We start from the raw sequence: 24,386 nt of genomic DNA, 5'->3' as shown, positions 1-24,386 counted from the left end.
TCGTGCCTCATGATCACGGTGAGGACCATCTGGTCAGCGCAGGAAGCCGGCGAGCCCGGTGAGGAACCGGTCGATCTCCTCCGGGGTGTTGTAGGGGGCGAGGCCGACCCGGAGCGCGGGGTCGGTCAGCTTCAACGCCCGGAACGGCTCGTAGGCGTAGAACGAACCGGCCGGCGCCAGCACCCCCAGCCCGGCGAGGTGGATCTGGGCCTCGCGGGCGTCGCGCCCCTCCAGCGTGATCAGCGTCGTCGGGGTGCGGTCGGGCGCCGTCGAGTGGACCGTGATCGCGTCGCCGAGCGAGCGCAGCCCCTCCTCCAGTCGCGCCCGCAGCGCCAGCTCGTGCTCGTGGATCGCCGCGAACGACGCGGCCAGCCGATCCCGGCGCGATCCGGGACCGGCCGGCGAACCACCGGCGCCACCAGCCGCCGGGGCCGGGCGGGAAACGGCGCGGGCCGAGACCGAGGCGGGAGCGGGGCGGGCCGAGACCGAGGCGACGGCGGCGAGGAAGTCGACGGCGGCGGTCGCACCGGCCAGCTGCTCGTAGGGCAGCGTGCCGAACTCGAAGCGCTCCGGCACCGCGTTCGTCGACGGCACCAGCTTGTCCGGCCGGAGCGTCTCCAGCAGCGCCGGCGAAGCGGCCAGCACGCCGCAGTGCGGCCCGAAGAACTTGTACGGCGAGCAGACGAAGAAGTCCGCCCCGAGCGCGTCCACGTCGACGAGGTCGTGGGCCGCGTAGTGCACCCCGTCGACCCAGACCAGCGCACCGGCCGCCCGGGCCCGCTCCGCGATCTCCGGCAGCGGCGGTTTCGTGCCGAGCACGTTCGAGGCGGCGGTGACCGCGACCAGCCGGGTGCGCTCCCCCGGCCGGTACGTGTCCAGATCGAGCGACGCGCCGTCCAGCTCGATCCAGCGCACCGTGACCCCGGCCTGTTCGGCGGCCTGGATCCACGGGCGCACGTTGGCGTCGTGGTCGAGCCGGCTGACGACGATCTCGTCCCCGGGCTGCCACGTCCTGGCCAGGTGGCGGGAGAAGTCGTAGGTGAGCTGGGTCGCGCTGCGCCCGTGCACGATCCCGCCGGCCGGCACGCCGAGCAGGTCGGCGTAGGCGGCGCGGAACTCGGTGACGACCCGGTCCGCGGTGCGCTCGGTAGTGCTGATCGTGCCGCGGTTGGAGATCGGCCCGGTCATCGTCGCGACGATCGCCTCGCCGACCGGACGCGGCGTCTGGGTGCCGCCCGGCCCGTCGAAGAAGGCCAGGCCGTGGTCGAGGGAAGGGAAGTGGGACCGCAGTGCGGCGACGTCGAGGACCATGGGCCCCAGTCTGCTATGCGGCGCGCGCGTCGGCCCACTCGTGGTCGACGGCGGCCGGCCGCTGGTGTCCGCATTCGATCACGGCACCGGCCTCGTCGGTGACCTTGGCGTAGCAGTCCCCGTACTCGATCCAGACCGACATGTGCTCGATGCCGGCGGCGCGGTCGGCCGGGTCGGTCCAGTGGTCGACGGTGAACGGCGACTCCGTGCCGGTGTAGTCGGCCTGGACGCGGAACTTCTCACCGGGCTTGAGCCAGCGGTCCTCACCGAGCGGCTCGAGCCACATGACGAGCCACCCGGTGCCGCTGTTCTTGATGTCCATCATTGCCACGCGCGTACTGTAGGGCCAGATTGTTGCAGGTAATAGCCCCGAGCCGGGATGTCGACGGCGATTCGCCGAGCCGCCCGGGTTCGTTCAGTCGATCCACAGTCGACGATGGCTGACCAACGGCCCAGGCCGGAAGCCGGTAAACGCGGGTGTGTCGCCGAGATTCAGGGCGAGGGCGGCCTTCTGAAGATTTTGTGCGGTGGCGGTCCCGTCCCAGCGCCCGGTGACCGCTCTGTGCTCGGCCGCCTGGATTGCCGCAATCTGCTCGGACGGGGTGAACGCGCAATGACCGCGCCGCGCGACGTAGGACTGCCGCAGCAGCGGAGTCCGCGCCTGCTCGGCGTACCGGTTCTCGTACTCGACCGGCGCCAGCTGGTCGTAGACGGTGTGCATGGTCAGCATCGGCACGTCGAGCCGCCCGGTCAGCGTGGAGCTGCGGGTCAGGTCGGCGACCGCGGCCCGGTCGGCGCGGGTCGAGGCGTGCCGGGTCAGGTCGGCCAGGTCGGCGCGCGGGTCCAGGCCCGCGGCGCGGTAAAGATCCAGGACCGTTTTCCGGTACGGCGATCGAGCCAGCAGCTCCGCATAGTTGACGCCGGTGTTCCAGGACGCGTTGCCACCGGCGCTGAGCTCGATGAAGTAGCGGGACGGCATGATGAACGGCGCCGCGGCGGTGAACCAGTCGAACTGGGCCTGTGCGATCCCTTCCGCGTCCGCGGGCGGCGTGGCCTGCGCCGCCGACCAGGTCGGCATGGCGAGCAGGGCGGTGCCGAGCGCGACCCGGGCCCGCCCGGCCGCCGTGCCCCGGGCGTCGGTCGCCAGGGACACGAGCCGGGCGGCGGCGGCCGCGCCGTCGGCCGGGGACGCGTAGCCGACCAGCCGGATGTCCTCGTCCGGGGCGAGCAGCCGCGCGAGGGCGTACTCGCCGTCGAGCTGGTAGTTGTTCAGGTCGATGCCGCCGCCGAGCAGCCCGCACGTGGAGACCGCCGCGTCCAGGCCGCCTCGGGCGTTCTCGGCTTCCTGCGTGCTGACCAGCCCGCCCATCGACTGGCCGTAGGCGATGGTGACCCGCGCCGGCCCGACGATGCCCTCGATGGCGGCGAGCGCGGCGAACTGGTCGCGGGCCGCGCTCTCGAGGGCCCAGAGCGATCCGTTCGGGTCGTAGGAGGAGCCGACGAGGCCGTACCCGCGGTCGAGCAGCGCCCGCTTCGCCTCCTCGCCCGGCGCGTCCGCCGCGGTCAGCGAGCCGAAGCCGTGGCTGAAAAGAATCAGGGTGCCGTGCCAGTCGGCGGGGATGTCGGCGATCCAGGTCGCGCCGTCCGGCAGCGAACCCGTGTAGTGGGTGTCAGCGGCCTGCGCCGGGGTTGGCCCGAGCAGGAGCGCGATCGACAGGGGCAGGGCGGCCAGGAGACGTTTCACGGCGGAACCTCCGGCTGAGCGCGGGGACGACGCCCCGGGGGACGAAGAGGACGGTCACGATCAGAAGCACGGCGTAGACCGCGTACGAGAGGACGCCCGGCGCGTAACCGGGCATGCCGGGTTGCGTGGCGAGGCTGGTCAGCGCCTGGACGACCAGCGTGATCAGGGTCGCGCCGAGGATCGCCCCGGCGATGCTGCCGAGGCCGCCGACGACGGCCATCACGACGTACTCGATGGAGAGCAGGACCGGGAAGGAGCCCGGCGCGAGGTAGCCGACGAAGAAGGCGTAGATGCCGCCGGCGAGGCCGGCGAAGGCGGCCGAGACGGCGAAGACCAGCAGCCGGTACGCGCCCACCGGCACCCCGCTGGCCTGCGCGGCGACCGGAGCGGTGGCCAGCGCGCGCAACCCGCGGCCGACGCGCGACCGGACCAGTGCCGACGCGACCACCGCGGTCAGCACGACGCCGGCCAGCACGAGGTAGGCGTAGTGGCGGTCCTGGTTCAGCTCGAAGCCGGGGACCGACAGGTAGGGCAGCCCCTGCAGGCCGATCGCGCCGCCGGCCCAGTCCGCGTCGCCGAGCACCGACAGCAGGATGAGCTGCAGGGCGAGCGTCGCGAAGGCGAGCTGGTGCCCGCGCAGCCGCAGGATCGGCACGCCGACGACGAGTGCCGCCAGAGCCGCCGCGACCGGCGCCGCGGCCAGCCCGATCAGCGGCGGGACGCCGTGCACGGCGAGCAGCCCGGCGGTGTAGGCGCCGATCGCGGTGAACGACGCCTGCCCTAGCGACACCTGCCCGGCGTAGCCCATCAGCAGCGACAACCCGACGACGGCCATCGCCGCGAGCCCGAGCAGGACGTAGACGGTGAGCTGCCCCGGCCCCAGGAACACCGGCACGATCGCGGCGGCGACGACGAACGGGACCCACTTCATGCCGTCTCCACCCGGGTCGCGCCGGCCCGCACGATCAGCACGGCCAGCATCAGGACCAGCGCCACCTCGGTCTGGTAGGACGTGCTGCCGTAGCCGCCGACCAGGGCCTGGACCACGCCGAGCAGCAGCCCGCCGGCGAGCGTGAGACCCGGCCGGGTCAGGTTGCCGAGGATGGCCGCGGAGAACCCGTTGACGACCAGCGCCACGTCGCTGTCGAACGTGACCTGCTGCACCGGTGTGATCAGCACCCCGGCGAGACCGCCGAGCGCGCCGCCGACCGCGAACGCGAGCAGCCCCATCCGGACCACGTCGATGCCGACGACGCGGGCCGCGTACCGGTCCTCGGCGGTCGCGGTCAGCGCCCGGCCCAGGTCGGTGCGGGCGAACAGCAGCGCGGTGCCGGCCAGGACCACGGCGGTGACGGCGGCGATCAGCAGGTAGTGGCTCTGCACCCCGGCGACGGTGCCGGACAGCCCCGGGAATGACCGCGGCTGATCACCCCAGAAGAGAATGTCGACGGCGTACGCGAACACGCCCAGACCCAGCGTCACGATCAGCGCCGACTGCGGGGTGGTGCCCGGCTTGCCCGTCGCGACCAGTCCCGTGAGCAGCCCGATCCCGGCCGCCAGCAGGACGGCCAGCCCCTCGGCGAGCCCGTGCGGCAGGCCCGCCGCGAGCAGCGTGGTGACCGTCAGCGCGGCTACCACCGCGAAACTCCCCTGGGCGAAATTGACCACCCGCGTGACCCGATAGACGACCACGAGTCCGCTGCCGAGGAGCGCATACGCGCACCCGACTCCGACCCCGGTGATCAGGTACTGGACAAGTTCGGTCATCACGCCTCCAGACCGAGGTAGGCGGCGGCGACCTCGGGACTGCCGGCCAGCTCCGCGGACGGGCCCTCGGCGACGACGCGTCCGGCCTCCAGGACGTACGCCCGGGAACAGAGATCCAGGGCCAGCCGCGCGTTCTGCTCGATGAGCAGCACCGCGAGGCCGTCCACGGTGTTGCGTTCGCGCAGGTGGGCGGCGAGACCGTCGACGATCTTGGGAGCCAGGCCGAGCGACATCTCGTCGATGACCAGCAGGTCGGGGCGGGCCATCAGCGCGCGGCCGAGCGCCACCATCTGCTGCTCCCCGCCGGAGAGCCGACCGGCCGGGCGATCACGCAGTTTCTCCAGCTCAGGCAGCAAACCGTAGATGTGCGCGGTGTCCCGCCGCCGTCGGCGCCAAGCCCCGAGCCGCAGGTTGTCGTCGACGCTCAGCGACCCGAACAGATGCCGGCCCTCCGGAACAAGAGCCACGTTCCCCCGTACGGCGACCGAGCCGCCCGCCGCGCGCAGGATCCCGCACACCGCGTTGACCAGGGTGGACTTGCCCGCCCCGTTCGGTCCGATCAGCGCGACGAGTTCCCCTTCGCCGACGTGCAGGCTCACCCCGTCGAGGGCGGTCGCCGCCTCGTAGCGGACGGTCAGGTCCCGCACCTCGGCGATCATCCGTGTCCGCCCAGATAGGCCGCGATCACCGCGGGATCCGTCCGCACCTGCTGGTAGGTTCCGGTCGCGATGACCCGGCCCAGGTCGAGAACGGTCACCCGGTCGGCGAGCCGGGCCACGAACGCGACGTCGTGCTCGACCAGCAGGATCGACATCCCCTCGCCGCGCAGATCCTCGATCAGGGCGGCCAGGGCCGACCGCTCCGGACCGCGCAGCCCGGACGCCGGCTCGTCCAGCAGCAGCAACCGCGGCCGCCCGCACAGCGCCCGGGCCACCTGCAGCGCGCGCTGCCGGCCGAGGGGCAGGGACTCGGCGGGCTGGTCGGCGAACCCGTCGAGGGCCACCCGGCGCAGGGCGTGGGCGGCCGCCGTACGGGCAAGAATTTCTTCTCGTCGATGGCGCGGCAGGCGCAGAACCGCGGCGAGTGGCCCGGCCGAGGTGATCGCGTGGGTGCCGACCATGGCGTTCTCGGCGACGGTCATGCCGTGGAAGACCGGGGCGTCCTGGAACGCGATGGCGATGCCCTGCCGCGCCCGCCGGTGCGGGGCGAGCCGGTCGATGCGCCGACCGGCGTAGGTGATCGTGCCGGCCGTGGCCGCGAGCTGGCCGCCGATCAGCTTGAACAGGGTCGACTTGCCGGCGCCGTTCGGGCCGATCACGGCGTGCGTCTCCCCCTCGCGCACGTCGAGGTGCACGTCGCGCAGCGCGTGGACGCCACCGAACCGGCGGGTGATGCCCTCGACCGTCAGCAGCGCGGTCACGCCGGCAACTTCTGCTTGGCCCAGTCCGTGGCGACGAACTGACCGTTCTTGACCACGTTGATCGAGATGTGGTCGGCGGTCAGCCCGGCGTGGTCGGTGGCACTGTACTTGTAGGTGCCGTTCGGGGTCAGCAACGTCAGGCCCTCGAACGCCGCGCGGATCTTCTCCGGCTCGGCGCTGTTCGCCTTCGTCACGGCCGCGGCCAGCAGTTTCACGCCGGTGTAGCCGTCCGCGGCGAATTGGGGCGGCGGATACCCGTACTGCGAGGTGAAGGGTTTCGAAAGCTCCTCGATCGCGGTCTTCTGCGGGCCGGCCGGCAGCGCGTCACCGACGACGGCGATGGAACTGGCGACGAAGACGCCCTCGGCCGCCGGCCCGGTCGGTTTGAGCCAGAGCGTGCTGGCCTGCGAGCCGGTGAACATCAGCGGCAGGCCAGCACCGGCGGTCGCGTACTGCTTGGCGAAGGCGACCGCGGGCGCGCCGGTCGACCAGACGGTCAGCGCCTGCGCGCCGGACGCCTTGACGTGGTTGAGAACCGCGCTGAACTCGGTGGTCGTCGTCTGGAACTCCTCGTCGGCGACGAGCGTGACCCCGTACTGCGCGGCCTTGCTCTTCATGCCGGCCGTCCCGGCGTTCGCATAGGAGCTGCGGGAGTCGTGCGCGACGGCGACCTTGGTGAAACCTTGCGCCTGGTAGTACTGCAGGATCCGGTCGGCGTAGGTGGCGGAGGTCGCCGGGACCACGAAGACGTCCGGATGGATCGGGGTGACCTGCTCGTCGGCCGGGGTGAGCGAGACGTACGGGATCTTCGCGCGGTCCACCTGCGGGATCGTCGCGAGCGCGGAGTTGGAGAACGGCGAGCCGATCACCGCGGCCACACCGCCGCCCTTCAACTCGTTGAAGCTGAGGACGGACTGCTCGGGCTGGCTCTTGTCGTCGCGGACGAGCAGCTCGACCTGCCGGCCGAGCAAGCCGCCGGCGCTGTTGATCTGCTGGACGGCGAGCTCGACGGCTTTCTTGTCCTCGCTGCCCAGGGGCGCATAGTTGCCGGTCAGCGACAGGATCGCGCCGACCTTCAGGGTTTTCGCACTGTCGCCGCTGTTGTCGCCGCTGCACGCGGTGGTCAGGAGGAGGAGCGCGGCGAGGGATGACAGGAGACGTTTCATGTCGCCCGCTTTCACTTTATTGATCAAGGCCGATGGATGCCTGTTCGTCGTCAAGTTAGGCGCGGATCTGACGCTGGTCAAGAAATTGCCCGACATCGATTCACATGCCGCCAACAGCGGCGGTAGCGTGCGTACGTGCGTTCGACCTCGCTCATGCTCACGTTCCTCGGCGACCACCTGCTCGACCGGGGCGTCTGCGTCTACTCCGGAAGCGTCATCGACGTCCTCGGCCGGACCGGGATCTCCGAGGAGGCCACCCGCTCCACCCTGACCCGGCTCACCGCACGCGGGCTGCTGCGCCGCCAACGGCACGGGCGGCGGATGTACTTCGGGCTGACCGACCGGTCCACCCGCATCCTGCGCGACGGATCGGTCCGGCTCTGGAAGACCGGCGCGGTCAACCACGACTGGGACGGGACGTGGACGCTGCTCGCCTTCTCGCTGCCCGCCGAACGCCGCCGGGAACGCCACGACCTGCGGGCCCAACTCGCGTGGGCCGGATTCGGGCCGGTGCAGGGCGGCCTGTGGATCGCGCCGGGCACGCCGGACGTCACGCCCGTCCTCGCCGACCTCGGCCTCGGGCCACACATCCGGGTCTTCCGCGCCTCGGCCGACCCGGCGACCGACATCACGGAGATGATCTCCCACGCGTACGACCTGCCGGCGCTCGCCGCCCGCTACACCGACTTCCGCCGGCGGTGGGCGTCACCGGCCTTCCCCGACGATCCGCTCGCCGCCAAACTGCACCTGGTCACCGACTGGCTGCAGATCATCCGCCAGGACCCGCGGCTGCCGATCCCGCACCTGCCCCCGGACTGGCCGGCCGCCACCGCCCAGGAACTGTTCTTCGACCTCAACAGCCGCCTCGCCCAACCCGCCGCCGAACTGGCCACCCCCCTGCTCGACACCGTCCCCGCCGACGACTGACGGCCTCGCCGGGAACGTGCCCTGTCCCGGGGCCGCGATTCTGTCGGAGGGTGCCGGTACGGTCCGGGCCGTGGGAGACGCATTCACGGTCTACTGGCCGCAGGATCGGTGGCTCGCGGCGCTTCACACGACCGCGCCGCTCGAAGTGCTGTTCGGCGGTCCGCACACGTCGCTGCCCAGCTTCGTGCGTGCCACCGTCAAGGCCGGGGACGTGTTGTACCCGATCGGCGTCTGGCAGCAGGTGCTCCACGTCTTCGGCCGTGCCCGGGTCCGCGAGATCACCGAGGCCGACGGGTCGGAGCGGGACCGGTTCCGGCGGTGGCGGTTCCTCGCACCGACCTGCACGACGGAGGTGGTGCACGTCGACGACGGCACCCGGATCCTCGGTGACCGAGCCGTGCCCGGCGCGACGCTGAAGACGATCACCTACCTGCCGCGGCGCGGGCCCCGGCCGATCAAACACGTCGACGACCAGGGGATGCTCACCCGGGCGCTCAGCGTGCAGGGCATCTACCGGCTGGCCCCGGAGTCGGCGGCCACGCTGGAGGCGCTGGTGACCGGTCCGGCGACCGCCCCGGGCCGGCTGCCACCGCGGCGGGAGTCCCGGTGGCGCCCGGTGCCGTCGATGGGAGCCGAGCCGCTCTTCTGACCTCGCGCGGCCGGTCGTGTCCGGCCGATCGCCTGAGCGAGGCGAGGTGCAGGTGGCGGGCCGCCATCAGGTGCCGTCGAGGTGGTGGACCGGGCCGGGACGCGCCGGCAACTCCGCTATCGCGTTCCGGGAGGTGTCGGCGGCGCGGGCGGCCGGCAGTGCACCGCCTGCGACTCCGCTACCGCATTCCGGAAGATGCCGGCGACACGGGTGGCGATCTCGGCGTCGGTGCCGGTCCAGAGAGTGCCGAGCCAGTCGCCGGCGAAGAGGCCGACCAGGGTCGGGGTGCCGTCGGCGGCCGTCGCGTCGAGCCACTCGCTGATGCAGGTCTGCGCCGGGCCGTGGACGCGGTAGTAGCCGTGCTCCGGCCAGAAACGCCGGTCGAAGCGGAGGATGACCTTCTCGACGCGCCCGGCGCCGAGGCGGGTCAGGGCAGCTCGGTGTGGCTCCGGCAGCGGCGGGTCGAAGGTGATCGCGCCGGCCGCCAGAACCGGCAGCGGCGCCGTGACGATGACGGCGTCGGCGTTCCTCGACCACTGCCCGCCTTCCGGATCGTCGCCGGACACCGTGACGCCGTCGTCGGCGATCAGGATGCCGGCGGCCGGTCGGTTGAGCAGGATGCGCAGGCCCTTCGCCAGGTGTTCGGTGAGCCGGCGGTAACCGCCGGCGATCCAGCGGTCGCCTTCGCCGACGCCCGGCTCGAAGCCGTGGCGGGCGCTCAGCCAGGACAGCGGGGCGCCGGTGTCCATGACGATCTCGGCGTCGACGAAGCGGTGGATCTCGGCCGGTGACCAGGGGGCCGGGTCCCGCAGCCAGTCGTCGAGAACGTCGGCGAGGCTCGCGTCCGGGGCGGCCGCGGCGAGCCGTTTACGCAGGTCGTCCTCGAGGCCGCCGGGGAACGGTTCGCCGGTCAGGACCGCCGGGTCGTCGAAGTCGGTGACGAACGTTCGCAGACCGAACCGCTCGGCGAGCCGGGCCAGGACGTTCTCGTCGTACTGCTGGAGCCAGTTGGCGCCCAGGTCGAACGCTCCACCGGCGACCTCGACGCCGGCGGTGCGGCCACCGATCCGGTCGCGTGCCTCCCAGATCTCGGCCTCGAGCGCGTGCTCGGCGAGCAGGCCCGCCGCGCCGAGCCCGGCCATCCCGGCGCCGACCACCACGACGGTGGCGTGACCCCGCTCGATCGCCTCGGCCGCGGCAGCCCGGCCCTGCTCGAACGCGCCGTGGGTCATCCCGGCGCGAGTCGGGTGCGTGGCCTCCCCCGCGATCCACAGCCGGTCGGACACCGGCCGGCCCAGGGCGATCCGGTCCTGTGGGGAGCCGTGACGGCCGATCAGACTCCACGAGCCGCGCGCCCACGGGTCCTCACCCCAGTGCGAGACCGCGGACCCGAGCAGCGTGACCTTGATCGACATGGGGCGGAGGTTATCAACGCTCCCACCCGGTTGCGCCAGGGGCTTTGACGGGGTCGCGCGCTCATGCCGTACGCGCGAATCGGGTTTTATGGGTTTTTGGTGTCGATCAGGGTGTGGGCGATCTCGCGGGCGACGGCGGTGATCTCGGCTTCGGTGGCCTTGAGGCCTCGGGCGGACATCAGGACGACGTTGATGCTGAGCAGCGCCGAGCGGACGCGCAGCGCCTCCTCGATCGGGGTGTCGGGGGCGATGAGCAGGTCGAACAGTTCGCCGAGGCGGTCGAAGGCGCTCTGCCGGCCCTGGTCGGAGTGCAGTTCGCGGACGACGTGCTGATTGGCCATGGCGAATTTCATCGCGGCCATGCCGCTGCCGGCGGTGAGTTCGATCATCCGGTCGGCGACTTTGGCGCGCAGGTCGGGGCCGGGGGGCTGTTCGCGGGTCCAGGTGACGAGTTCCGCGAGGGCGTCCATGTGCGCGTCGAAGATCGACCGGACGATGTTCTCCTTGCTGCTGTAGTGGTAGTACAGCGCGGCTTTGGTGATGCCGAGGCGTTCGGCGATCTCACGCAGGGACGTCGCCTCGTAGCCGCGTTCGGTGAAGAGTTCGATGGCCACCTTGCGGATCTCCGCTTTCGTGTCGCCGCCCCGCCGCTGCCCTGCCGTAGCCATCGCTGTCGGTCCCCTCTCGTTTGCCAAACTTACCGGGCGGCAAGTAGGCTACTGACCGGCCGGTAAGTAAGACTACCGAAAGAAGTCCGCCGTGACCCAACCCGCCCGCTTCACCCATCGCGAAATCATGGTGACCATGAGCGGTCTCGTGATCGCGATGCTGCTCGCCATGCTCGACAACATGATCGTGGCGCCCGCGCTGCCCACGATCGTCGGTGATCTCCACGGCCTGAACCACCTGGCCTGGGTGACGACCGGCTACGTGCTCGCCTCCACGGTCGCCACCCCGATCTGGGGCAAGCTCGGCGACCTCCTCGGCCGGCGCATCACGTTCCTCACCTCGATCGCGATCTTCCTGGTCGGCTCGGCGCTCTGCGGCATGTCGCAGAACATGGGCGAGTTGATCGGGTTCCGCGCACTGCAGGGCCTCGGCGCCGGCGGCCTGATGGTCGGCGTCATGTCGGTCCTCGCCGACATCGTCCCGCCGCGCGAGCGCGGCAAGTACCAGGGCGTGATGATGGCCGTGATGCCGGTCGCGATGATCGGCGGCCCACTGGTCGGCGGCTTCATCACCGACAACCTGAACTGGCGCTGGGCGTTCTACGTCAACCTGCCGCTCGGCGTCGTCGCGCTCGCCGTCTGCTGGTTCGTCCTGGCCAAGCTGCCGCGCGGCGCCGGCCGGGCGACCATCGACTGGTTCGGTGCGGCGCTGCTCAGCGTCTGGATCACCGCGCTCGTGCTGATCACCACGTGGGGCGGCAGTGAATACGACTGGGCCTCCCCGCAGATCCTCGGCCTGACCGCGCTGACCGTCGCCGCGTTCGCCGCGTTCGTGATGGTCGAGCGCCGCGCCAAGGAGCCGATCATGCCGCTGTCGGTGTTCGCCAACCGCAACTTCGTGCTGGCCGGCGCGCTCAGCCTGATCGTCGGGTTCGCCATGTTCGGCGGCATCACCCTGCTGCCCCAGTTCCAGCAGTACGTGCAGGGTGCCTCGGCCACCAACAGCGGCCTGCTGCTGATGCCGATGATGCTCGCCGCGATGACGGTCTCCCTGATCGGCGGCCAGGTGATCACCCGCACCGGGCACTACCGGGCGCTCCCGATCATCGGCACCGTGCTGATGGCCGGCGGCCTGGCCCTGTTCGCCACCATGGACACCGGCACCTCGCGGACCACGACCGCGCTGTTCATGGTCGTGCTCGGCGCCGGCATGGGCTGCCTGATGCAGACCACCATGCTGATCGCCCAGAACAGCTCGCCGCTCAACGCGATCGGCGCCGCCACCGGCGCGGCCACCTTCCTGCGCAACATGGGTGGCTCGCTCGGCGTCTCGCTGCTCTCGACGCTCTACATCAACACGCTGCTCGACTCGTTCACCGGGAGCGCCGGCCCGGCCGCGGCCGGAGCGACCGGTGCCGGATCGGCGGCGGCGATGACCCCGGCCATGCTGCGCGCCCTGCCCGAGCCGATCCGGCACGCCTTCCAGACCGGGGTGTCCGACGGCGTCCACAACGCGTTCGTCTGGGCGGCGATCGTGGCGGCGGCCGGGATCATCGTCTCGCTGTTCATCAAGCACGTGCCGCTGCGCGGTTTCGCCGACGCGCCGAAGCCGGAAGCCGTGGAGGCCGAACTGCAGACGGCTTAGGCCAGCTCCCGCACCATGCGGGTGACGGTGTCATAGGTTCTCGCCGCGGCGAACTGCCCGCGATCCCGACCGGCCGGGATCGCGGGCGTCGTCGTCCCCGGGAACCGCAGGGCCAGGCTGACGTGCGGAGTCCACTCCTGCGGCGGCGGCCAGGCGTCCGGCAGCGCCGACCGGATCCGGTGGTGCAACTCGCGCAATTCCGGCGTCGGGACGACCTCCCGGACCAGCGCCCGGCCGAGCCTCCGCACCGGCCCCAGCTCCGCGACCAGCGGCAACGTGAGCGACGGCAGCCCGGTCAGCGACGGCGCCCGGATCACTGTCAGGTGCGGGCGGTTGGTCGGGTGCGGATGATCCGCCAGGCTCGGCAATCCGGCATTTCTCAACCAGGACCATTGCCGCCGTACGGCGTCCTCCAGCTCCTGATCGAGAAGCAGCTCGACGGTGTGCACGTCAGAACGCGTAGCGCACGTGGAGATACGGCGTGCGCGTGGCGATCACGTCGAGCAGCGCGGCGACGTGACGACCCTTCTCGCCGGTGCGGTAGCGGACGTTCCACGAGCCGTTCTGCGAGCGTTTCGGCTGCTGCAGGTCGGGGCGCCAGATCAGTTCCTCGGCTTTCGGGTGCCAGCCGAGATTCACCTCGTGCAGGTCCCGATTGTGGGTCAGGAAGATCACCTCGGCGGCCAGCTGCTTCTTGGCGGCCGGGCCGACTCCGGCGTCGAGCTGGTCGAGCAGTTCCGCCCAGTCCGCCAGCCAGCCGTCCCGCACCACGACCGGGCTGAAATTCACGTGCACCTCGTAGCCGGCGGCCACGAAATCGTCGATCGCCGCGATCCGCTCCGCGATCGGTGAGGTGCGGATGTCGAGGATCTTGGCGTCGCGCTGGGGCATCAAGGAAAACCTGATTCGCGTACGGCCCTGGGGGTCCCGGTCCAGCAGGTCACGGTTCACGTGCTTGGTCGCGAACGACGCCTTCGCGTTCGGCAGCCACCGGAAAAGGTCCACCAGGTCGTAGACGTTGTCGCTGAGCCGGGCGTCGACGCTGCAGTCCGAGTTCTCGCCGATGTCGTAGACCCAGGCGGCCGGATCGCACTCGTTCGGGGTGGACTTGACTCCCTGTTTGTGGGCGTGCCTCGACACGTACGCGCAAATCTTGTCGATGTTGGCGAAGACCGTGATCGGGTTGCTGTATCCCTTGTGGCGGGGCACGTAGCAATAGGCGCACGCCATGGCGCAGCCGTTCGCGGTGGACGGGGCGATGAAATCGGCGGAACGCCCGTTCGGCCGCGCGGTCAGCGTCTTCTTGACACCGAGGACGAGGGCTTCGCGTTTGATGCGGACCCAGCGGTTGACGTTCGTCTCGTCGCCGTAGAGCTCGGGGATCCGGTGGTGGCTCTCCACCTCGACGCGTTCCGCATCGGGGAAACGGGCGAGGATCTCCTTGCCGCGCGGCAGCTCCGCGGCGGCCGGCTCGACGTAGATGCGGCGGATGTCCAGGAGGTCCATGACCGGTCAAGACTATCCGCCGCATCCCGGCTCGTCAGGAGCGGTACACGCCGAACTCGTAGAGCGAACAACCGTAAGAAGTAGCTCTCGCGGTGCTGGCGACCCGGACGTAACGCCCGGAACCGGAGACCGGGAGCGTGTCGGAACCACCGTCGCCCGCGTACGCCGGCAGCTGCGGCCCGTTCGTCCCGGCCGGCTGATAGGTGGAGGCGGTGACGGGAGCTGTCCGTGTAACCGGCCTTCTTCCGCAGGTCGGACGGCTCGTCCGGCACCCCGTTGGCGTCGTTCGGCACCTCCCACTCACCGGCCGGCCCGCCCTCGGTGAGGATGTACGGCTTGGTGTGCCCGCCCGCGACCCAGTCCCGTTTGACGGTGTCGATCGCGCCGTACGAGTTGACCGCGGTCTGAATCTGGTACGACTTGGCATAGGCGCCTTCCACTGCAGCGTGACCCTGCTGATCGTGGCGGTCACGCCCAGGTCGACGCGAACCACTGCGGGTCGGCGAACCGGCTCGACCAGCGGGTGGTGGCGTTGCCGTCGAACGCCTTGTCCGGGCCGGCGTTACCGCCCTCCTGCGAGGAAGCGGTGGCCGGCCTGCCCTGCGAGAGCAGCGTGTCGGCGGCGCGCGCGGCTGTGGTGACGGCGACCGCGGCGAGACCCGGCAGCAGCGCGAGGACCGCCGCGGCGACAGGTCGGCGCCGAGCGGGCGCGAGTGGCTGACTCATGATCACACCCCGACGGGGAAGGTGGTTCCGGAAACATGGAAAGCGCTCTCCAAGAGAAGGTGATTGTTTCGCTTATGTTGCCGACGGTCAATACATACCATTGACACAACTGGTTCCGGAACTGCAAGCTCCCGCTCGTGAAAGCGAATCCCCACCTACTCGCCGCCGCCCTCGCCCTCGGACTCACCGCCTGCGGCACCCCTGACCCGCCCACCCCACCGGCACCCACCACCCCGGCGTTCGGCGGCACCGACGCCGCATGGATCGAAATCATCATCGCCATGGACGAAGAACTGCTACCCCTGCTCGACCTCGCCCCCAGCCACGCCGGCTCCGGAAGCCTGAAAGCCGCATCAGAGCAGGTCAGGGCGTTCACCAACGACGAACTCGGCACGCTGCGGCAACTCCACGCCGAAGCCGCGCTGCCCGCGGAGAACCCGCACAAAGGGATGCCGATGCCCGGCATGGTGACACCGGCAGTGCTCGCCTCCGCCGAGGCGCTGAGCGGAAAGGCATTCGACGAGGTGCTCACCAACAGCATCCGGGAACATCTGGAGCAGGGCCAGAAGCTGGCCGCCGGCGAACTGTCCGCGGGCACAGAATCCCGGACCAAGGAACTGGCAGGCCGCATTATCGAGACCCGCAAGTCCACCCTGAAGAACCTGCCAAAAGATTTCTGACCAATTTCAAGAAAACCGTTATCGAACCTCGCCCGCGACGTCCCCCCACCCCAAAACAGTCCCCGCCGCTCCCAGGGGGGCGATCCCTGTGCCAGTGTGACCGACGGTGGCGATCTTGGCCGGGTGGCCTGTGGACAGAGCGCCAGTGTGGACAACCCTGCGGCCGGCATCGGATGTGCCGGCAGCGGCTCGGGTCGCCGGGCGATTCGCCGGGAAGGCACCCCGGCCAGGGACAGTCGGTGCTGACGCCCGGCGGCGGGGCGGGCGGTGCCGCACCCCCGGCCGGGAGCAGTCGGTGCTGACGCCCGGCGGCGGGGCGGGCGGTGCCGGCACCCCCGGCCAGGAGCAGTCGGTGCCGGCGCCCCGGCCGGGGGTGGAACGGAGTGGGACGCTTACGGCGTACCCCGGTCAGCGGTTCAGGGGAGTTCGTAGTTTTCGTTGAGGGCGGCCCCACGGTCGGGTTTGTACTGGTCGAAGCCTCGCGGATTGCACTGCAACCCGCCGTTGATGCAGTGGGTGGTGAGCGCCGCCAGCACCGCCGGGTCCCAGGCGTTGTAGACGTCGTAGTGGAACGAGTAGCCCCGGCCGCTGGCGAAGTGGACGCCGGACATGGTGCCGCTGACCGGCCACGCCATCTTGAACTCGATCATCGGGACGGCGACCGGGTGGGAGGCCGGGCAGACGCCGACGATCGGGTACGCCATGTGGCTCTTGTGGTCGGGTGTGTCCAGGTGCAACCCGTCCCAGCAGCTCGGGGCCTGCAGCCGGACGTTGAGCTGGGACCCGGCGACGCACGTGGCCGGAATGTCCCAGTTGCGAGTGGAGTCCCCGCATTCGAAGCCTTCGACGGCGCCCGGGTTGTTGCGGAACTCGTCGATGGTCGCGCTCGGGCTGCCGACGACGTAGCGCAGGCCGGGCGGGAACGGCCGCACGCTCGTGTAGTCGATCACCCCGCTCTTGTAGTAGATGACCTGCGGCCCGTCCGGCTGGACCGGGGTGTCGCCGTTGAGCAGGGTCGGCATCCAGTAGCCGGTGCGGTCACCGGGTGTGATGCACGATGTCGTGCCGGCCTGTAGTGACGCGAGGGTGGTGGCCGCGTTCGTGGTGCGGTTGCCCAGGAACGTGTGGGAGTGCGACGCGCCCGGCAGGTTCGGGAGGACGATCGGGTCGTCGTTGAGGTTCGTCCGGCTCACCGAGCAGTTGGCCTGGAACTCGCGGTGGGTGACGGGCGGGTTCTGTGCGGGCGGGACCTTGGTCGACGGGACGACGCCGGTGACCGGCGGGTTCGCCGTCACGTAGCCGGGGCCGTCGGTGGGCGGCGTGACCGAGGACGTTCCGTAGACCTGGAATTCGTACAGGGAGTAGCCGTAGCCGGTGCCGCGCTGCGTGCCGTACATCCGGACGTAGCGGCCGGATCCGCTGACGGCGAGGGTCTGATCGCCGCCGGTCGACGCGCTGGTGCTGTAGACGGTGGTCCAGCTGTTCCCGTCGGGTGAGGTCTGGATCTGGTACGCCTTGGCGTACGCCGCCTCCCACTGCAGTCTGACCTGTGTGATCGTGGCGGTGGCGCCCAGATCGACGCGCAGCCACTGCGGGTCGGCCCACTGGCTGCCCCAGCGGGTGTCGGAGCGCCCGTCGACCGCGGCGATGGCCGGGGACTCGCCGTTCTCGGTGGACGAGGCGAGCGCCGGCCGGCCCTGGGACAGCAGCGTGTCGGCGGCGTAGGCGGACGGGGTGACGGTCAGCACGGCGCTGACCAGTGCCAGCGTCGCGAACGGCGCCAGCAGGGTTCTCTTGTGCACGGGGGATCTCCCGACGCTTGGAGGACGGAACGCTTGGAGAGCGCTTTCCAGTCTTCGAGCGCGTGGGCACGTACGTCAATGGTCTGGGGTTCCGGAACGTGGCGAATCGCCCGTCGCGAGGCAGCGGCGGAAAGCGCTCTCCGCCCGTGCTATAAACACGGGCATGCAGAGCCAGCGGCTACCGACGCTCGAGGACGTAGCCCGCGTGGCCGGCGTCTCGCGCGCCACCGTCTCGCGGGTCGTCAACGGCGTCCGCAACGTCGACCCGCAGCTGCACGAGGTGGTGTGGAGTGCCGTCGAGCAGACAGGTTACGTGCCGAACCGCCTGGCCCGATCACTGGTCACCCGGCGCAGCGGCACGGTGGCCCTGATCGTCTCCGACTCCGAGACGCACGACGACGACCCGTTCATGAGCCGGTTCTTCGTCGATCCGTACTTCGGGCGGGTGGTCGGCGGCCTGATGAGCGTGCTGCGACCGGCCGGAATCCAGCTGGGGCTGCAAATGGTCGGCGTCGAGGGGCACAAACGCCTGGTCGGCGACCTGCGCAACGGTCAGGCGGACGGCGCCGTGGTGCTGTCCCTGCCGGCCCGCGACCCGCTGCCCGGCCTGCTCGCCGACGCGCGGATCCCGGCCGTGCTGATCGGGCGCCCGGCCGAGCCGGTCCCGATCAGCTACGTCGACCTGGCCAACGAGACCGGCGCCGCGTTGGCCGCCGAGTGCCTGGTCGCGCGGGGCTGCCGGCGGATCGGCATGATCTCCGGCCCGGCCGGCGTGCCGGCCAGCCAGGACCGGATCACCGGGTTCCACCGCGCGATGGCCCGGCACGGGCACGCCTGGGTGCCGTCGGCGGCGGGCAACTTCACACAGGAGAGCGGCGAACGGGCCATGCGCACCCTCCTGGACGAGCGGCTCGACGGCATCTTCGTGGCGAACGACCTGATGGCGCTCGGTGCGCTGCTGGTGTTGCGGGACGCGGGCCGGCGGGTGCCGGAGGACGTCGCGGTGGTCGGTTTCGACGACAGCAGCGCGGCGCTGGCGGCCCGGCCGACGCTGACGACCGTGCGGCATCCGCTGGAGGACATGGCGGCCGAGGCGGCGCGACTGCTGATGGCCCGGGTTGAGGATCCGGCGGGCCGGGTAAGTTCGGTCATATACGAGCCGACCCTGGTGGGCCGCCAGTCGGCGTGATCGATGCGTACTGTGACGTCTCCGATACTTCCGAAAACCTATAGGCCCAGTATAGATTTGGGCCGGTCGTCGGAAAGGACACCTCACATGACCATCTCGCAGACCCCCGCGGCCTTCGTGACCAACCAGGACCTGGACCCGATCCGCCTGCGCCGGGCCTTCGGCGTCTTTCCCAGCGGGGTCGTCGCCGTCGCCGCCTCCGTCGACGGCCGGCTCGTCGGGCTCGCCGCCAGCTCGTTCACCTCGGTCAGCATCGACCCGCCGCTGGTGTCCTTCTCCATCGCCAACACCTCGAAGACCTGGCCCGACCTGCGCCGCGCCGGCCACCTCGGGGTCACCGTGCTCGCCGCGCACCACGGCGCGATCTGCCGCCAGCTCGCCGGGCCGGTCGAGCATCGGTTCGACGGCATCCAGGCGTCGGTCAACGAGGACGGCGCGGTCACCATCGACGACGGGCTGGCCCGCTTCGACACCTCGATCTACCGCGAGGTGGAGGCCGGGGACCACACGATCGTGCTGCTCCGGCTGCACGGGGTGGACCACCCGGCGGACCAGGCCGAGGAACTCGGGCCGCTGGTGTTCCACCGCTCCTCGTTCGGGCGCCTCAGCCTGGACTGAGAACAGCCCTACCTCAGTACGCCTTCTCGGCGCGTCCCGCCACCGGCCGGCCGCTTCGCTGCTGAACGATCCGGGCCAGTGGCGTCCCGGAAACGTTCAGGCCCCCGGCACGCCGGACTCGGCCGTCGCGCCCAGCGGCCGTACCGTCGCCGGCACCAGCACGTCCACCCGAGAGTCGCCGGTCCACGGGATCAACGGCCGGGACCGGAACAGCGGACGCAGATCCATCGGCACCAGATGCGCCAGCTCGGCCGGGGTCACCCCGCGCTCCCCCGCGTTCAGCTCGGAGAGCACCACCCGGGCCAGGAACGCCACGTCACCGCTGTCGGTGTAGAGCCGGTCCGCCACCCGCGCCAGGAAACGGCGGCAGTCGACGATCTCCACGATCCGGTTCGTCTCCGGCACGGGCAGGGCTCGCCGGAGTTCCTCCGGCACATTCAGAATCAATCGGCGGTACGCCGTGGCGGGGAGCAGTTCGCTCAGCACACCGAGCACCGTGGCGGTCACCCGGCGGCTCTCGTTGCGGCCGTGCAAGCGGCCGCTCTCCTGAATACGGGTCAGCAGGTCATGCTGGTCCATCGGTCGTGCCTCCTCGCGCCCCGATCACGGCCTTCCCGTGCCGGGGCGCACCGGGGTACCCGGAGGTTTGCCCTCCAAACGGCACTGTCGGGTACTTCACCGAAAAAGGGATCATCCCGAGCGGATGGCCCCTTCTCCTGTCAGACCTCGCGCGATGGCCGCTGATGATCTCGCCCACGGCACCGCCCGCCCCGTCCGGCCGCACGCGACGTCGGCACTGCACCCGGCCGGCACGCAAGGCGCGGCCCGGGCCACAGCGGAGCGCGGGGCTCGGGTCCGCAGCGCGAGGGCGCGCAGCGCGAGGGCGCGCAGCGCTGGGGCTCGGGTCCGCGGAGCACGGGGCGCGGGGGCGCCGGGGCGCCGCAGCGCCAAGGCGCGGCGGCGCCGCGTTCGGCTGGCGCGGACGGGCGCGGGGCGGGAGGCCGACGCGCATGACGCGCCGGAGCGGGATCAGCCCTCGACGCCGGTGGCGGTGTGGGGCGAACCCACGGGCTTGGACTGGGAGGAGCCTCGCTGGCGCAGGTAGATGGCCAGAATCGCCATCGACGCGACGGCGAGGAGTTCGGACTGCCAGTTCTGCAGGGTGCGGTTCCAGAAGTCGGGCTCGGTCAGGTACTGCGGCCACGAGACCGGGTCCTCCAGGTTCCCGAGCTGCTCCTCGTTGAACGCGGCGTGCCCCGCGATCGACTGCCCGAGCCACGAGAGCAGGAAGATCACGCCCATCACGAGACCGAGCGAGTTGGAGTACAGCCACAGACGGAGTCCGCGTTCACGGGCCCACTTCGGCGAGTCCTCACCGGCGTACATCCCAATTTTTTGATCCCGATCCGATTCCCGGCCGGCTTTGCCGAGCTCTTTGGACTCGGGCGAGCCCTTCTGCAGCAGCCACACGGTGAACCAGATGTAGAGGAAGAACTGCAGGTATTCGGACTGCCAGTTCTCCAGGACGTCGGCGCCGAAGCTGGCCGAGGTGAGGTAGCGGCCGAGGGTGATCGGCGGCAGGCCTTCGACGAGTTGCTGCTGGTTGAAGTCGGCGTGCCCGGCCAGGGCCTCACCGATCAGCACGATCAGGAACAGTCCGCCGAAGACCAGTCCGAGCGAGTTCTCCCGCAGAAAACGCCTCATCGGTGCAACACCCCCAGCGCGGTGAAGTAGACGAGCCCGGCCGTGATCACGAGCAGGAGCAGGATGAACAGTGCGCGCATGGTCAGCTCCCCTGCAGGGTGCAGTCGTACGGCCCGTCGCCGTCGGGGGTGCAGCCGGCCGCGACGACGCGCCAGCCGGACGGGAAGACACCGAGGAAGAGCGTGCCGGTGGAGAGTGTGACCTGCGCCCACTGTCCGTAGACGGAGGTGCCCGCGACCGGGCCGGGCGCGGGCAGGTCTTCGTCGAGGATCGCTTCCGGACACGGCTTGCCGGCCTGTTCCTCCAGTGCGGAGGTGGTCCTCGGGGCCAGGTAGGAGCAGGCGAGCGCGCCGTCGTGCCCGGCGGCGGCGTCGAGCAGGCGGGTCGCGACGGTGGTGGCGGCCTCGGCGCGGCCGCCGGCGTCACCGCAACCCGCGAGGACGAGCAGAGCGGCCGCCATGATCAGCGTGCGTTTCATGGCGGCACGCATTCCCCGCGGGGCCGATTTTCAATCGGTGAACCATTTTCGACCTGGCAACGGGCCCGAGGCTGCCGGGCCGCTGATCACCGGCGGCACTGCGGGCCCTGGAATCAATCGACGCTGAGACCCTTTTCGCTGCCCTTTTTGATCTTCCGGTCGTCGCGCAATTCCAGGAACGGCTCGTCGGTCGGATCGTGTCCGGCCGCGATAGCGCGGCCACGTTCCAGTTCCGCGTCGAGCTCGGCGCCGAGCAGAATCGCGATATTGGTGATCCACATCCACACCAGGAATGCGATCACGCCGCCCAGCGTGCCGTACGTCTTGTTGTAGTCGGCGAAATTGGCCAGGTAGATCGCGAACGCCACGGACACCAGGATCCAGAGCACGACGGCGAACAGCCCACCGGGGCTGACCCAGCGGAACCCGCCGGTCCGCGCGTTCGGCGACGCCCAGTAGAGGATCGCGAACATCAGGCTGACCAGGATCAGCAGCACCGGCCACTTGACGATGCTCCAGGTGGTGACGGCCGCGTCGCCGAGCCCGATCCGGTCGCCGACGAGCCGGGCCAGGTCGCCGGTGAAGATCACGATGGCGGCGGAGAGGATCAGCATCACGCCGACCACCGCGGTCACCGCGACGCGGATCGGCAGCGTCTTCCAGATCGGTCGGCCCTCCGGCACGTCGTAGACGGCGTTCGACGCGCGCATGAACGCGGCGACGTAACCGGACGCCGACCAGAACGCGACGAGCAGACCGAGGATCGCGGCGAGCCCGGCCGCTCCGGGGTCCTTGACCTGGGTCAGGACGGTGTCGACCAGTTGCTGCAGCTGTGCGTTCGGGGCGAGCTGGCGGGCGGCGTCCTGCACCACCTTCTGGCCGTCGTCGCTGAGCATGCCGAGCAGCGAGACGATGACCAGGATGCCCGGGAAGATCGACAACACCCCGTAGTAGGTCAGTGCCGCGGCCCAGTCGCTGAGGTTGTCGGCCGAGAATTGCTTGACGGTCCGGCGCAACGCCGCGAACAGTCCCCGGCCGCGCAGCTGCGCCGGGCTGTCCGGGCCCGCTTCGGGCGGGACGGTGGACAGCCGCGTCGGCTTGTCCTCGCCGGTGCGGGTGGTCGCGGCCGCGTCGACGCCGGTCTCGTGGTCACGGCGGCTCATGGTTCTCCTCCGGGGATGCGGGTAAAACCGATGCTGCCCGCCGGGAGTCACCGGCGGGCAGCAGGGGTGTTTCAGGAAGCGGCTTGCCGGGTCTGTTCCTTGGCGCGGTGCGCCGAGTCCTGAGCCTGCTCCTTGGTGGCCTGCACGGCCTCCTGAGCGGTGCCCTTGACCTCCTGCGCGGCGTGCTGGACGGTGCCGGTGAGCTCGTCCTTCACCTCGGCCGCGACCTCCTTGACCTTGTCGGTCAGGTCGCCGCTGTTCTCCTTGAGCTGCGCACCGGCCCGCCGTTCCACCTCGGTGACCGGGAGCAGGCCGGCGGCGAGCATGCCGACGCCGAACGCGATGACCCCGGCCGCGATCGGGCTGCCGGCGGTCTGCTGGGCGACCATGCGCGGGGCGCTCTTCACGGCGCCGGCCGCGTCGTGGGTCTTCTCGCTGACGGTGTTGCCGAGCTGCGATGCCTTCTCCTGGACGGTGCCGGCCGCCTCGTGCAGGGTGCCGGACGCCGACGAGGTGGTGTCACTGACCGCGTGCCGGGCGTGATCGGCGCTTCCCATGACCTTCTCCTTCACCGCGGTCCACCGCCGCGCAGCGACTCGTTTCGGACTGGTCTTCTCGGCGAGCAGGTCGACGTCGCGGGTCAGCGACGCGCGGGTCCGCTCGATGTCGTTCCTCAGCCGGTCGGGTTCTTCAGCCATTGCGCGTCCTCCTTGATCGTGTCGACGGTGCGCCGCGGCATCGGGTCCACGGTCTTGAGCCTCTTCTTGCCGTTCGTGTAGAGGACGGCGCCGATGATTCCCCAGATCGCGGCCACGATCAGGGCGGCCCAGCCGGCCGGCATGACCGCGTCCAGGCCGTAGACCGCGGCGAAGCTGAGCAGCAGCAGGGCCAGGTAACCGGCGAAGCCGGCGCCGCCGAGCATCCCGGCGGCCTTGCCGGCCTTCGCCGCCTCCTGCTTGATCTCCGCCTTGGCCAGCTCGACCTCCTGGCGGAACAGCTGCGACAGGTCGTCGCTGATGTTGCCGATCAGCTCACCGATCGAGGTCTGCTCGACCTGATCGGAGTGATCCTGCGAGTAGGGGGTGGTCACGGCCGCGGCTCCCGCGTCCCGATCGGGTACTCCTCCTCGACCAGCAGCGGCGTGCCGGTCCCGGTGCCGATGTAGTCGGCGCCGGCGCCGGTGGTGGCGGCGTAGTCGGAGCCCGGGGCGGTCACCGGCGGCACCACGGGGGTGGTCAGCGGTGCCGGGGTGGGAGCCGGGGTCGGCGCGGCCGAGTAGGCGTCACCGACCGGCTTGCTGTCGGTGCCGGACTCGGCCTTGGCGATGCCCTTGCCGAGACGTCCGACGACGAACCCGGCCGCGAGCGCGGTCGCCAGGAACGCGCCCGGACGACGCCGCGCGAAGTCCTGCACCTCGGCGAGCACGCCCTCGGGCCCGTTGCGGTCCAGGTAGTCGGCGAGCTGACGGCCGCCGTCGGCGACCCGGGACACCACGGCCGCGGCGGGGGTGCCGGACCGGTCGCCGCGCATCTCGTCGAGGTGGTCGGCGGTCTCCCGGATGCCGCTGACCAGCCGGTCGTTCTGCGAGCGGGCCTGCTCGCTCAGTTTGTCACGGACCTCGCCGGCCACGTTGCGGGCCTGCGCGCCGACCTCGGCGGTGACGCGCTGCGCCTGCTCCTTGGCGGTGTCCTTCACTTCGTACGCTGCCTGGCCGGCCGCCTGCGTACCTTCCGTGGCGACCTGCTTCGCCGTCGAAGAGTGGGCGCCGATGCTCAGATCACTCACGATGCCTCCCTGTAAGCGGGTCA

At 70.8% G+C, this 24,386-nt stretch carries 27 protein-coding genes; 6 read left to right on the top strand and 21 right to left on the bottom strand.

Features of this window, described 5'->3' with window-relative positions; all coding sequences use genetic code 11:
* Nucleotides 1-33: 33 nt before the first annotated feature.
* The 8 genes from ACH442_RS06600 to ACH442_RS06565 all read right to left on the bottom strand — a co-directional run bounded on the left by ACH442_RS06600 (nucleotide 34) and on the right by ACH442_RS06565 (nucleotide 7,408).
* Nucleotides 34-1,311, bottom strand: a complete 1,278-nt coding sequence (locus tag ACH442_RS06600; protein ID WP_396336928.1) for an aminotransferase class V-fold PLP-dependent enzyme — start codon at nucleotides 1,309-1,311, stop codon at nucleotides 34-36.
* Nucleotides 1,312-1,324: 13 nt separating this feature from the next.
* Complete coding sequence (locus ACH442_RS06595; protein WP_396336927.1) at nucleotides 1,325-1,642, bottom strand: hypothetical protein; 318 nt, start codon at nucleotides 1,640-1,642, stop codon at nucleotides 1,325-1,327.
* An 84-nt stretch (nucleotides 1,643-1,726) separates the two neighbouring features.
* Complete coding sequence (locus tag ACH442_RS06590; protein ID WP_396336926.1) at nucleotides 1,727-3,055, bottom strand: hypothetical protein; 1,329 nt, start codon at nucleotides 3,053-3,055, stop codon at nucleotides 1,727-1,729.
* A complete protein-coding gene (locus ACH442_RS06585) occupies nucleotides 2,982-3,986 on the bottom strand; it encodes a branched-chain amino acid ABC transporter permease (protein WP_396336925.1) in 1,005 nt (334 codons plus the stop codon). Before ACH442_RS06585 ends, ACH442_RS06590 begins: the two co-directional genes overlap by 74 nt.
* Nucleotides 3,983-4,822, bottom strand: a complete 840-nt coding sequence (locus ACH442_RS06580; protein WP_396336924.1) for a branched-chain amino acid ABC transporter permease — start codon at nucleotides 4,820-4,822, stop codon at nucleotides 3,983-3,985. The genes ACH442_RS06585 and ACH442_RS06580 overlap by 4 nt, the downstream gene beginning before the upstream one ends.
* Nucleotides 4,822-5,481: an ABC transporter ATP-binding protein gene (locus ACH442_RS06575; protein WP_396336923.1), complete on the bottom strand. Its 660-nt coding sequence runs from the start codon at nucleotides 5,479-5,481 to the stop codon at nucleotides 4,822-4,824. Before ACH442_RS06575 ends, ACH442_RS06580 begins: the two co-directional genes overlap by 1 nt.
* Nucleotides 5,478-6,242, bottom strand: a complete 765-nt coding sequence (locus ACH442_RS06570; protein WP_396336922.1) for an ABC transporter ATP-binding protein — start codon at nucleotides 6,240-6,242, stop codon at nucleotides 5,478-5,480. The genes ACH442_RS06575 and ACH442_RS06570 overlap by 4 nt, the downstream gene beginning before the upstream one ends.
* Nucleotides 6,239-7,408 carry an ABC transporter substrate-binding protein gene (locus ACH442_RS06565; protein WP_396336921.1) on the bottom strand — a complete coding sequence of 390 codons (1,170 nt, stop codon included), beginning with the start codon at nucleotides 7,406-7,408 and terminating at the stop codon, nucleotides 6,239-6,241. Before ACH442_RS06565 ends, ACH442_RS06570 begins: the two co-directional genes overlap by 4 nt.
* A gap of 135 nt (nucleotides 7,409-7,543) precedes the next feature.
* Here ACH442_RS06565 and ACH442_RS06560 point away from each other — a divergent pair, with 135 nt between their 5' ends.
* Nucleotides 7,544-8,335 carry a PaaX family transcriptional regulator C-terminal domain-containing protein gene (locus tag ACH442_RS06560; RefSeq protein WP_396336920.1) on the top strand — a complete coding sequence of 264 codons (792 nt, stop codon included), beginning with the start codon at nucleotides 7,544-7,546 and terminating at the stop codon, nucleotides 8,333-8,335.
* Between the two features lie 70 nt (nucleotides 8,336-8,405).
* A complete protein-coding gene (locus ACH442_RS06555; RefSeq protein WP_396336919.1) occupies nucleotides 8,406-8,984 on the top strand; it encodes a hypothetical protein in 579 nt (192 codons plus the stop codon).
* 116 nt (nucleotides 8,985-9,100) lie between these two features.
* On the opposite strand, the gene ACH442_RS06550 is transcribed toward ACH442_RS06555, so the two are convergent.
* Both ACH442_RS06550 and ACH442_RS06545 read right to left on the bottom strand, forming a co-directional pair.
* Complete coding sequence (locus tag ACH442_RS06550; RefSeq protein ID WP_396336918.1) at nucleotides 9,101-10,399, bottom strand: FAD-dependent oxidoreductase; 1,299 nt, start codon at nucleotides 10,397-10,399, stop codon at nucleotides 9,101-9,103.
* Between the two features lie 86 nt (nucleotides 10,400-10,485).
* Nucleotides 10,486-11,067 (bottom strand): TetR/AcrR family transcriptional regulator, encoded by a 582-nt coding sequence (locus tag ACH442_RS06545; RefSeq protein WP_396336917.1) that lies wholly within the window; start codon nucleotides 11,065-11,067, stop codon nucleotides 10,486-10,488.
* A 127-nt stretch (nucleotides 11,068-11,194) separates the two neighbouring features.
* Here ACH442_RS06545 and ACH442_RS06540 point away from each other — a divergent pair, with 127 nt between their 5' ends.
* Complete coding sequence (locus ACH442_RS06540) at nucleotides 11,195-12,712, top strand: MDR family MFS transporter (protein WP_396337081.1); 1,518 nt, start codon at nucleotides 11,195-11,197, stop codon at nucleotides 12,710-12,712.
* Here the strand turns inward: ACH442_RS06540 and ACH442_RS06535 are convergent.
* The 3 genes from ACH442_RS06535 to ACH442_RS06525 form a co-directional block, all read right to left on the bottom strand.
* Nucleotides 12,709-13,161, bottom strand: a complete 453-nt coding sequence (locus ACH442_RS06535; protein WP_396336916.1) for a 2'-5' RNA ligase family protein — start codon at nucleotides 13,159-13,161, stop codon at nucleotides 12,709-12,711. The genes ACH442_RS06540 and ACH442_RS06535 overlap by 4 nt on opposite strands.
* Nucleotide 13,162: 1 nt before the next feature.
* Nucleotides 13,163-14,218: a spore photoproduct lyase family protein gene (locus ACH442_RS06530; protein ID WP_396336915.1), complete on the bottom strand. Its 1,056-nt coding sequence runs from the start codon at nucleotides 14,216-14,218 to the stop codon at nucleotides 13,163-13,165.
* Nucleotides 14,219-14,686: 468 nt separating this feature from the next.
* The gene (locus ACH442_RS06525) at nucleotides 14,687-14,944 is read right to left on the bottom strand and encodes a discoidin domain-containing protein (RefSeq protein WP_396336914.1); all 258 of its coding nucleotides are present in this window, start codon (nucleotides 14,942-14,944) and stop codon (nucleotides 14,687-14,689) included.
* Nucleotides 14,945-15,081: 137 nt separating this feature from the next.
* Between ACH442_RS06525 and ACH442_RS06520 the strand changes: the two genes are divergently transcribed.
* Nucleotides 15,082-15,624 carry a DUF305 domain-containing protein gene (locus ACH442_RS06520; protein WP_396336913.1) on the top strand — a complete coding sequence of 181 codons (543 nt, stop codon included), beginning with the start codon at nucleotides 15,082-15,084 and terminating at the stop codon, nucleotides 15,622-15,624.
* Between the two features lie 416 nt (nucleotides 15,625-16,040).
* On the opposite strand, the gene ACH442_RS06515 is transcribed toward ACH442_RS06520, so the two are convergent.
* A complete protein-coding gene (locus ACH442_RS06515; protein ID WP_396336912.1) occupies nucleotides 16,041-17,426 on the bottom strand; it encodes a DUF1996 domain-containing protein in 1,386 nt (461 codons plus the stop codon).
* A gap of 163 nt (nucleotides 17,427-17,589) precedes the next feature.
* Here ACH442_RS06515 and ACH442_RS06510 point away from each other — a divergent pair, with 163 nt between their 5' ends.
* Both ACH442_RS06510 and ACH442_RS06505 read left to right on the top strand, forming a co-directional pair.
* Nucleotides 17,590-18,615 carry a LacI family DNA-binding transcriptional regulator gene (locus ACH442_RS06510; protein WP_396336911.1) on the top strand — a complete coding sequence of 342 codons (1,026 nt, stop codon included), beginning with the start codon at nucleotides 17,590-17,592 and terminating at the stop codon, nucleotides 18,613-18,615.
* Nucleotides 18,616-18,702: 87 nt separating this feature from the next.
* Nucleotides 18,703-19,233: a flavin reductase family protein gene (locus tag ACH442_RS06505; protein WP_396336910.1), complete on the top strand. Its 531-nt coding sequence runs from the start codon at nucleotides 18,703-18,705 to the stop codon at nucleotides 19,231-19,233.
* Between the two features lie 96 nt (nucleotides 19,234-19,329).
* Here ACH442_RS06505 and ACH442_RS06500 read toward each other — a convergent pair whose 3' ends face one another.
* From ACH442_RS06500 to ACH442_RS06470, 7 genes are all read right to left on the bottom strand, one after another.
* Nucleotides 19,330-19,812 carry a DUF2267 domain-containing protein gene (locus tag ACH442_RS06500; protein WP_396336909.1) on the bottom strand — a complete coding sequence of 161 codons (483 nt, stop codon included), beginning with the start codon at nucleotides 19,810-19,812 and terminating at the stop codon, nucleotides 19,330-19,332.
* Nucleotides 19,813-20,262: 450 nt separating this feature from the next.
* Nucleotides 20,263-20,937, bottom strand: a complete 675-nt coding sequence (locus ACH442_RS06495) for a DUF6766 family protein (RefSeq protein ID WP_396336908.1) — start codon at nucleotides 20,935-20,937, stop codon at nucleotides 20,263-20,265.
* 82 nt (nucleotides 20,938-21,019) lie between these two features.
* Nucleotides 21,020-21,415, bottom strand: coding sequence for a hypothetical protein (locus ACH442_RS06490; protein ID WP_396336907.1), 396 nt, complete (start codon nucleotides 21,413-21,415; stop codon nucleotides 21,020-21,022).
* 113 nt (nucleotides 21,416-21,528) lie between these two features.
* The gene (locus ACH442_RS06485) at nucleotides 21,529-22,578 is read right to left on the bottom strand and encodes a YihY/virulence factor BrkB family protein (protein ID WP_396336906.1); all 1,050 of its coding nucleotides are present in this window, start codon (nucleotides 22,576-22,578) and stop codon (nucleotides 21,529-21,531) included.
* 71 nt (nucleotides 22,579-22,649) lie between these two features.
* Nucleotides 22,650-23,276 (bottom strand): DUF3618 domain-containing protein, encoded by a 627-nt coding sequence (locus ACH442_RS06480; protein ID WP_396336905.1) that lies wholly within the window; start codon nucleotides 23,274-23,276, stop codon nucleotides 22,650-22,652.
* A complete protein-coding gene (locus ACH442_RS06475; protein ID WP_396336904.1) occupies nucleotides 23,252-23,668 on the bottom strand; it encodes a phage holin family protein in 417 nt (138 codons plus the stop codon). The genes ACH442_RS06480 and ACH442_RS06475 overlap by 25 nt, the downstream gene beginning before the upstream one ends.
* A complete protein-coding gene (locus ACH442_RS06470; RefSeq protein ID WP_396336903.1) occupies nucleotides 23,665-24,363 on the bottom strand; it encodes a hypothetical protein in 699 nt (232 codons plus the stop codon). Before ACH442_RS06470 ends, ACH442_RS06475 begins: the two co-directional genes overlap by 4 nt.
* Between the last annotated feature and the right edge of the window lie 23 nt (nucleotides 24,364-24,386).

Origin of the sequence: Actinoplanes sp. NPDC020271 (genome assembly GCF_044388125.1) — a bacterium.
Classification (GTDB): domain Bacteria; phylum Actinomycetota; class Actinomycetes; order Mycobacteriales; family Micromonosporaceae; genus Actinoplanes.
The sequence above is the reverse complement of the archived record's forward strand: the minus strand, read 5'-3'. Positions and strand labels throughout refer to the sequence as shown.

Excerpts from the sequence above, each read along its gene's own strand:
- ACH442_RS06600 (WP_396336928.1), bottom strand. The coding sequence starts at position 1,311 with ATGGTCCTCGACGTCGCCGCACTGCGGTCCCACTTCCCTTCCCTCGAC.
- ACH442_RS06585 (WP_396336925.1), bottom strand. The coding sequence starts at position 3,986 with ATGAAGTGGGTCCCGTTCGTCGTCGCCGCCGCGATCGTGCCGGTGTTC.
- ACH442_RS06580 (WP_396336924.1), bottom strand. The coding sequence starts at position 4,822 with ATGACCGAACTTGTCCAGTACCTGATCACCGGGGTCGGAGTCGGGTGC.
- ACH442_RS06575 (WP_396336923.1), bottom strand. The coding sequence starts at position 5,481 with ATGATCGCCGAGGTGCGGGACCTGACCGTCCGCTACGAGGCGGCGACC.
- ACH442_RS06565 (WP_396336921.1), bottom strand. The coding sequence starts at position 7,408 with ATGAAACGTCTCCTGTCATCCCTCGCCGCGCTCCTCCTCCTGACCACC.
- ACH442_RS06550 (WP_396336918.1), bottom strand. The coding sequence starts at position 10,399 with ATGTCGATCAAGGTCACGCTGCTCGGGTCCGCGGTCTCGCACTGGGGT.
- ACH442_RS06545 (WP_396336917.1), bottom strand. The coding sequence starts at position 11,067 with ATGGCTACGGCAGGGCAGCGGCGGGGCGGCGACACGAAAGCGGAGATC.
- ACH442_RS06540 (WP_396337081.1), top strand. The coding sequence starts at position 11,195 with ATGGTGACCATGAGCGGTCTCGTGATCGCGATGCTGCTCGCCATGCTC.
- ACH442_RS06530 (WP_396336915.1), bottom strand. The coding sequence starts at position 14,218 with ATGGACCTCCTGGACATCCGCCGCATCTACGTCGAGCCGGCCGCCGCG.
- ACH442_RS06525 (WP_396336914.1), bottom strand. The coding sequence starts at position 14,944 with ATGAGTCAGCCACTCGCGCCCGCTCGGCGCCGACCTGTCGCCGCGGCG.
- ACH442_RS06510 (WP_396336911.1), top strand. The coding sequence starts at position 17,590 with ATGCAGAGCCAGCGGCTACCGACGCTCGAGGACGTAGCCCGCGTGGCC.
- ACH442_RS06505 (WP_396336910.1), top strand. The coding sequence starts at position 18,703 with ATGACCATCTCGCAGACCCCCGCGGCCTTCGTGACCAACCAGGACCTG.
- ACH442_RS06500 (WP_396336909.1), bottom strand. The coding sequence starts at position 19,812 with ATGGACCAGCATGACCTGCTGACCCGTATTCAGGAGAGCGGCCGCTTG.
- ACH442_RS06495 (WP_396336908.1), bottom strand. The coding sequence starts at position 20,937 with ATGAGGCGTTTTCTGCGGGAGAACTCGCTCGGACTGGTCTTCGGCGGA.
- ACH442_RS06490 (WP_396336907.1), bottom strand. The coding sequence starts at position 21,415 with ATGAAACGCACGCTGATCATGGCGGCCGCTCTGCTCGTCCTCGCGGGT.
- ACH442_RS06485 (WP_396336906.1), bottom strand. The coding sequence starts at position 22,578 with ATGAGCCGCCGTGACCACGAGACCGGCGTCGACGCGGCCGCGACCACC.
- ACH442_RS06480 (WP_396336905.1), bottom strand. The coding sequence starts at position 23,276 with ATGGCTGAAGAACCCGACCGGCTGAGGAACGACATCGAGCGGACCCGC.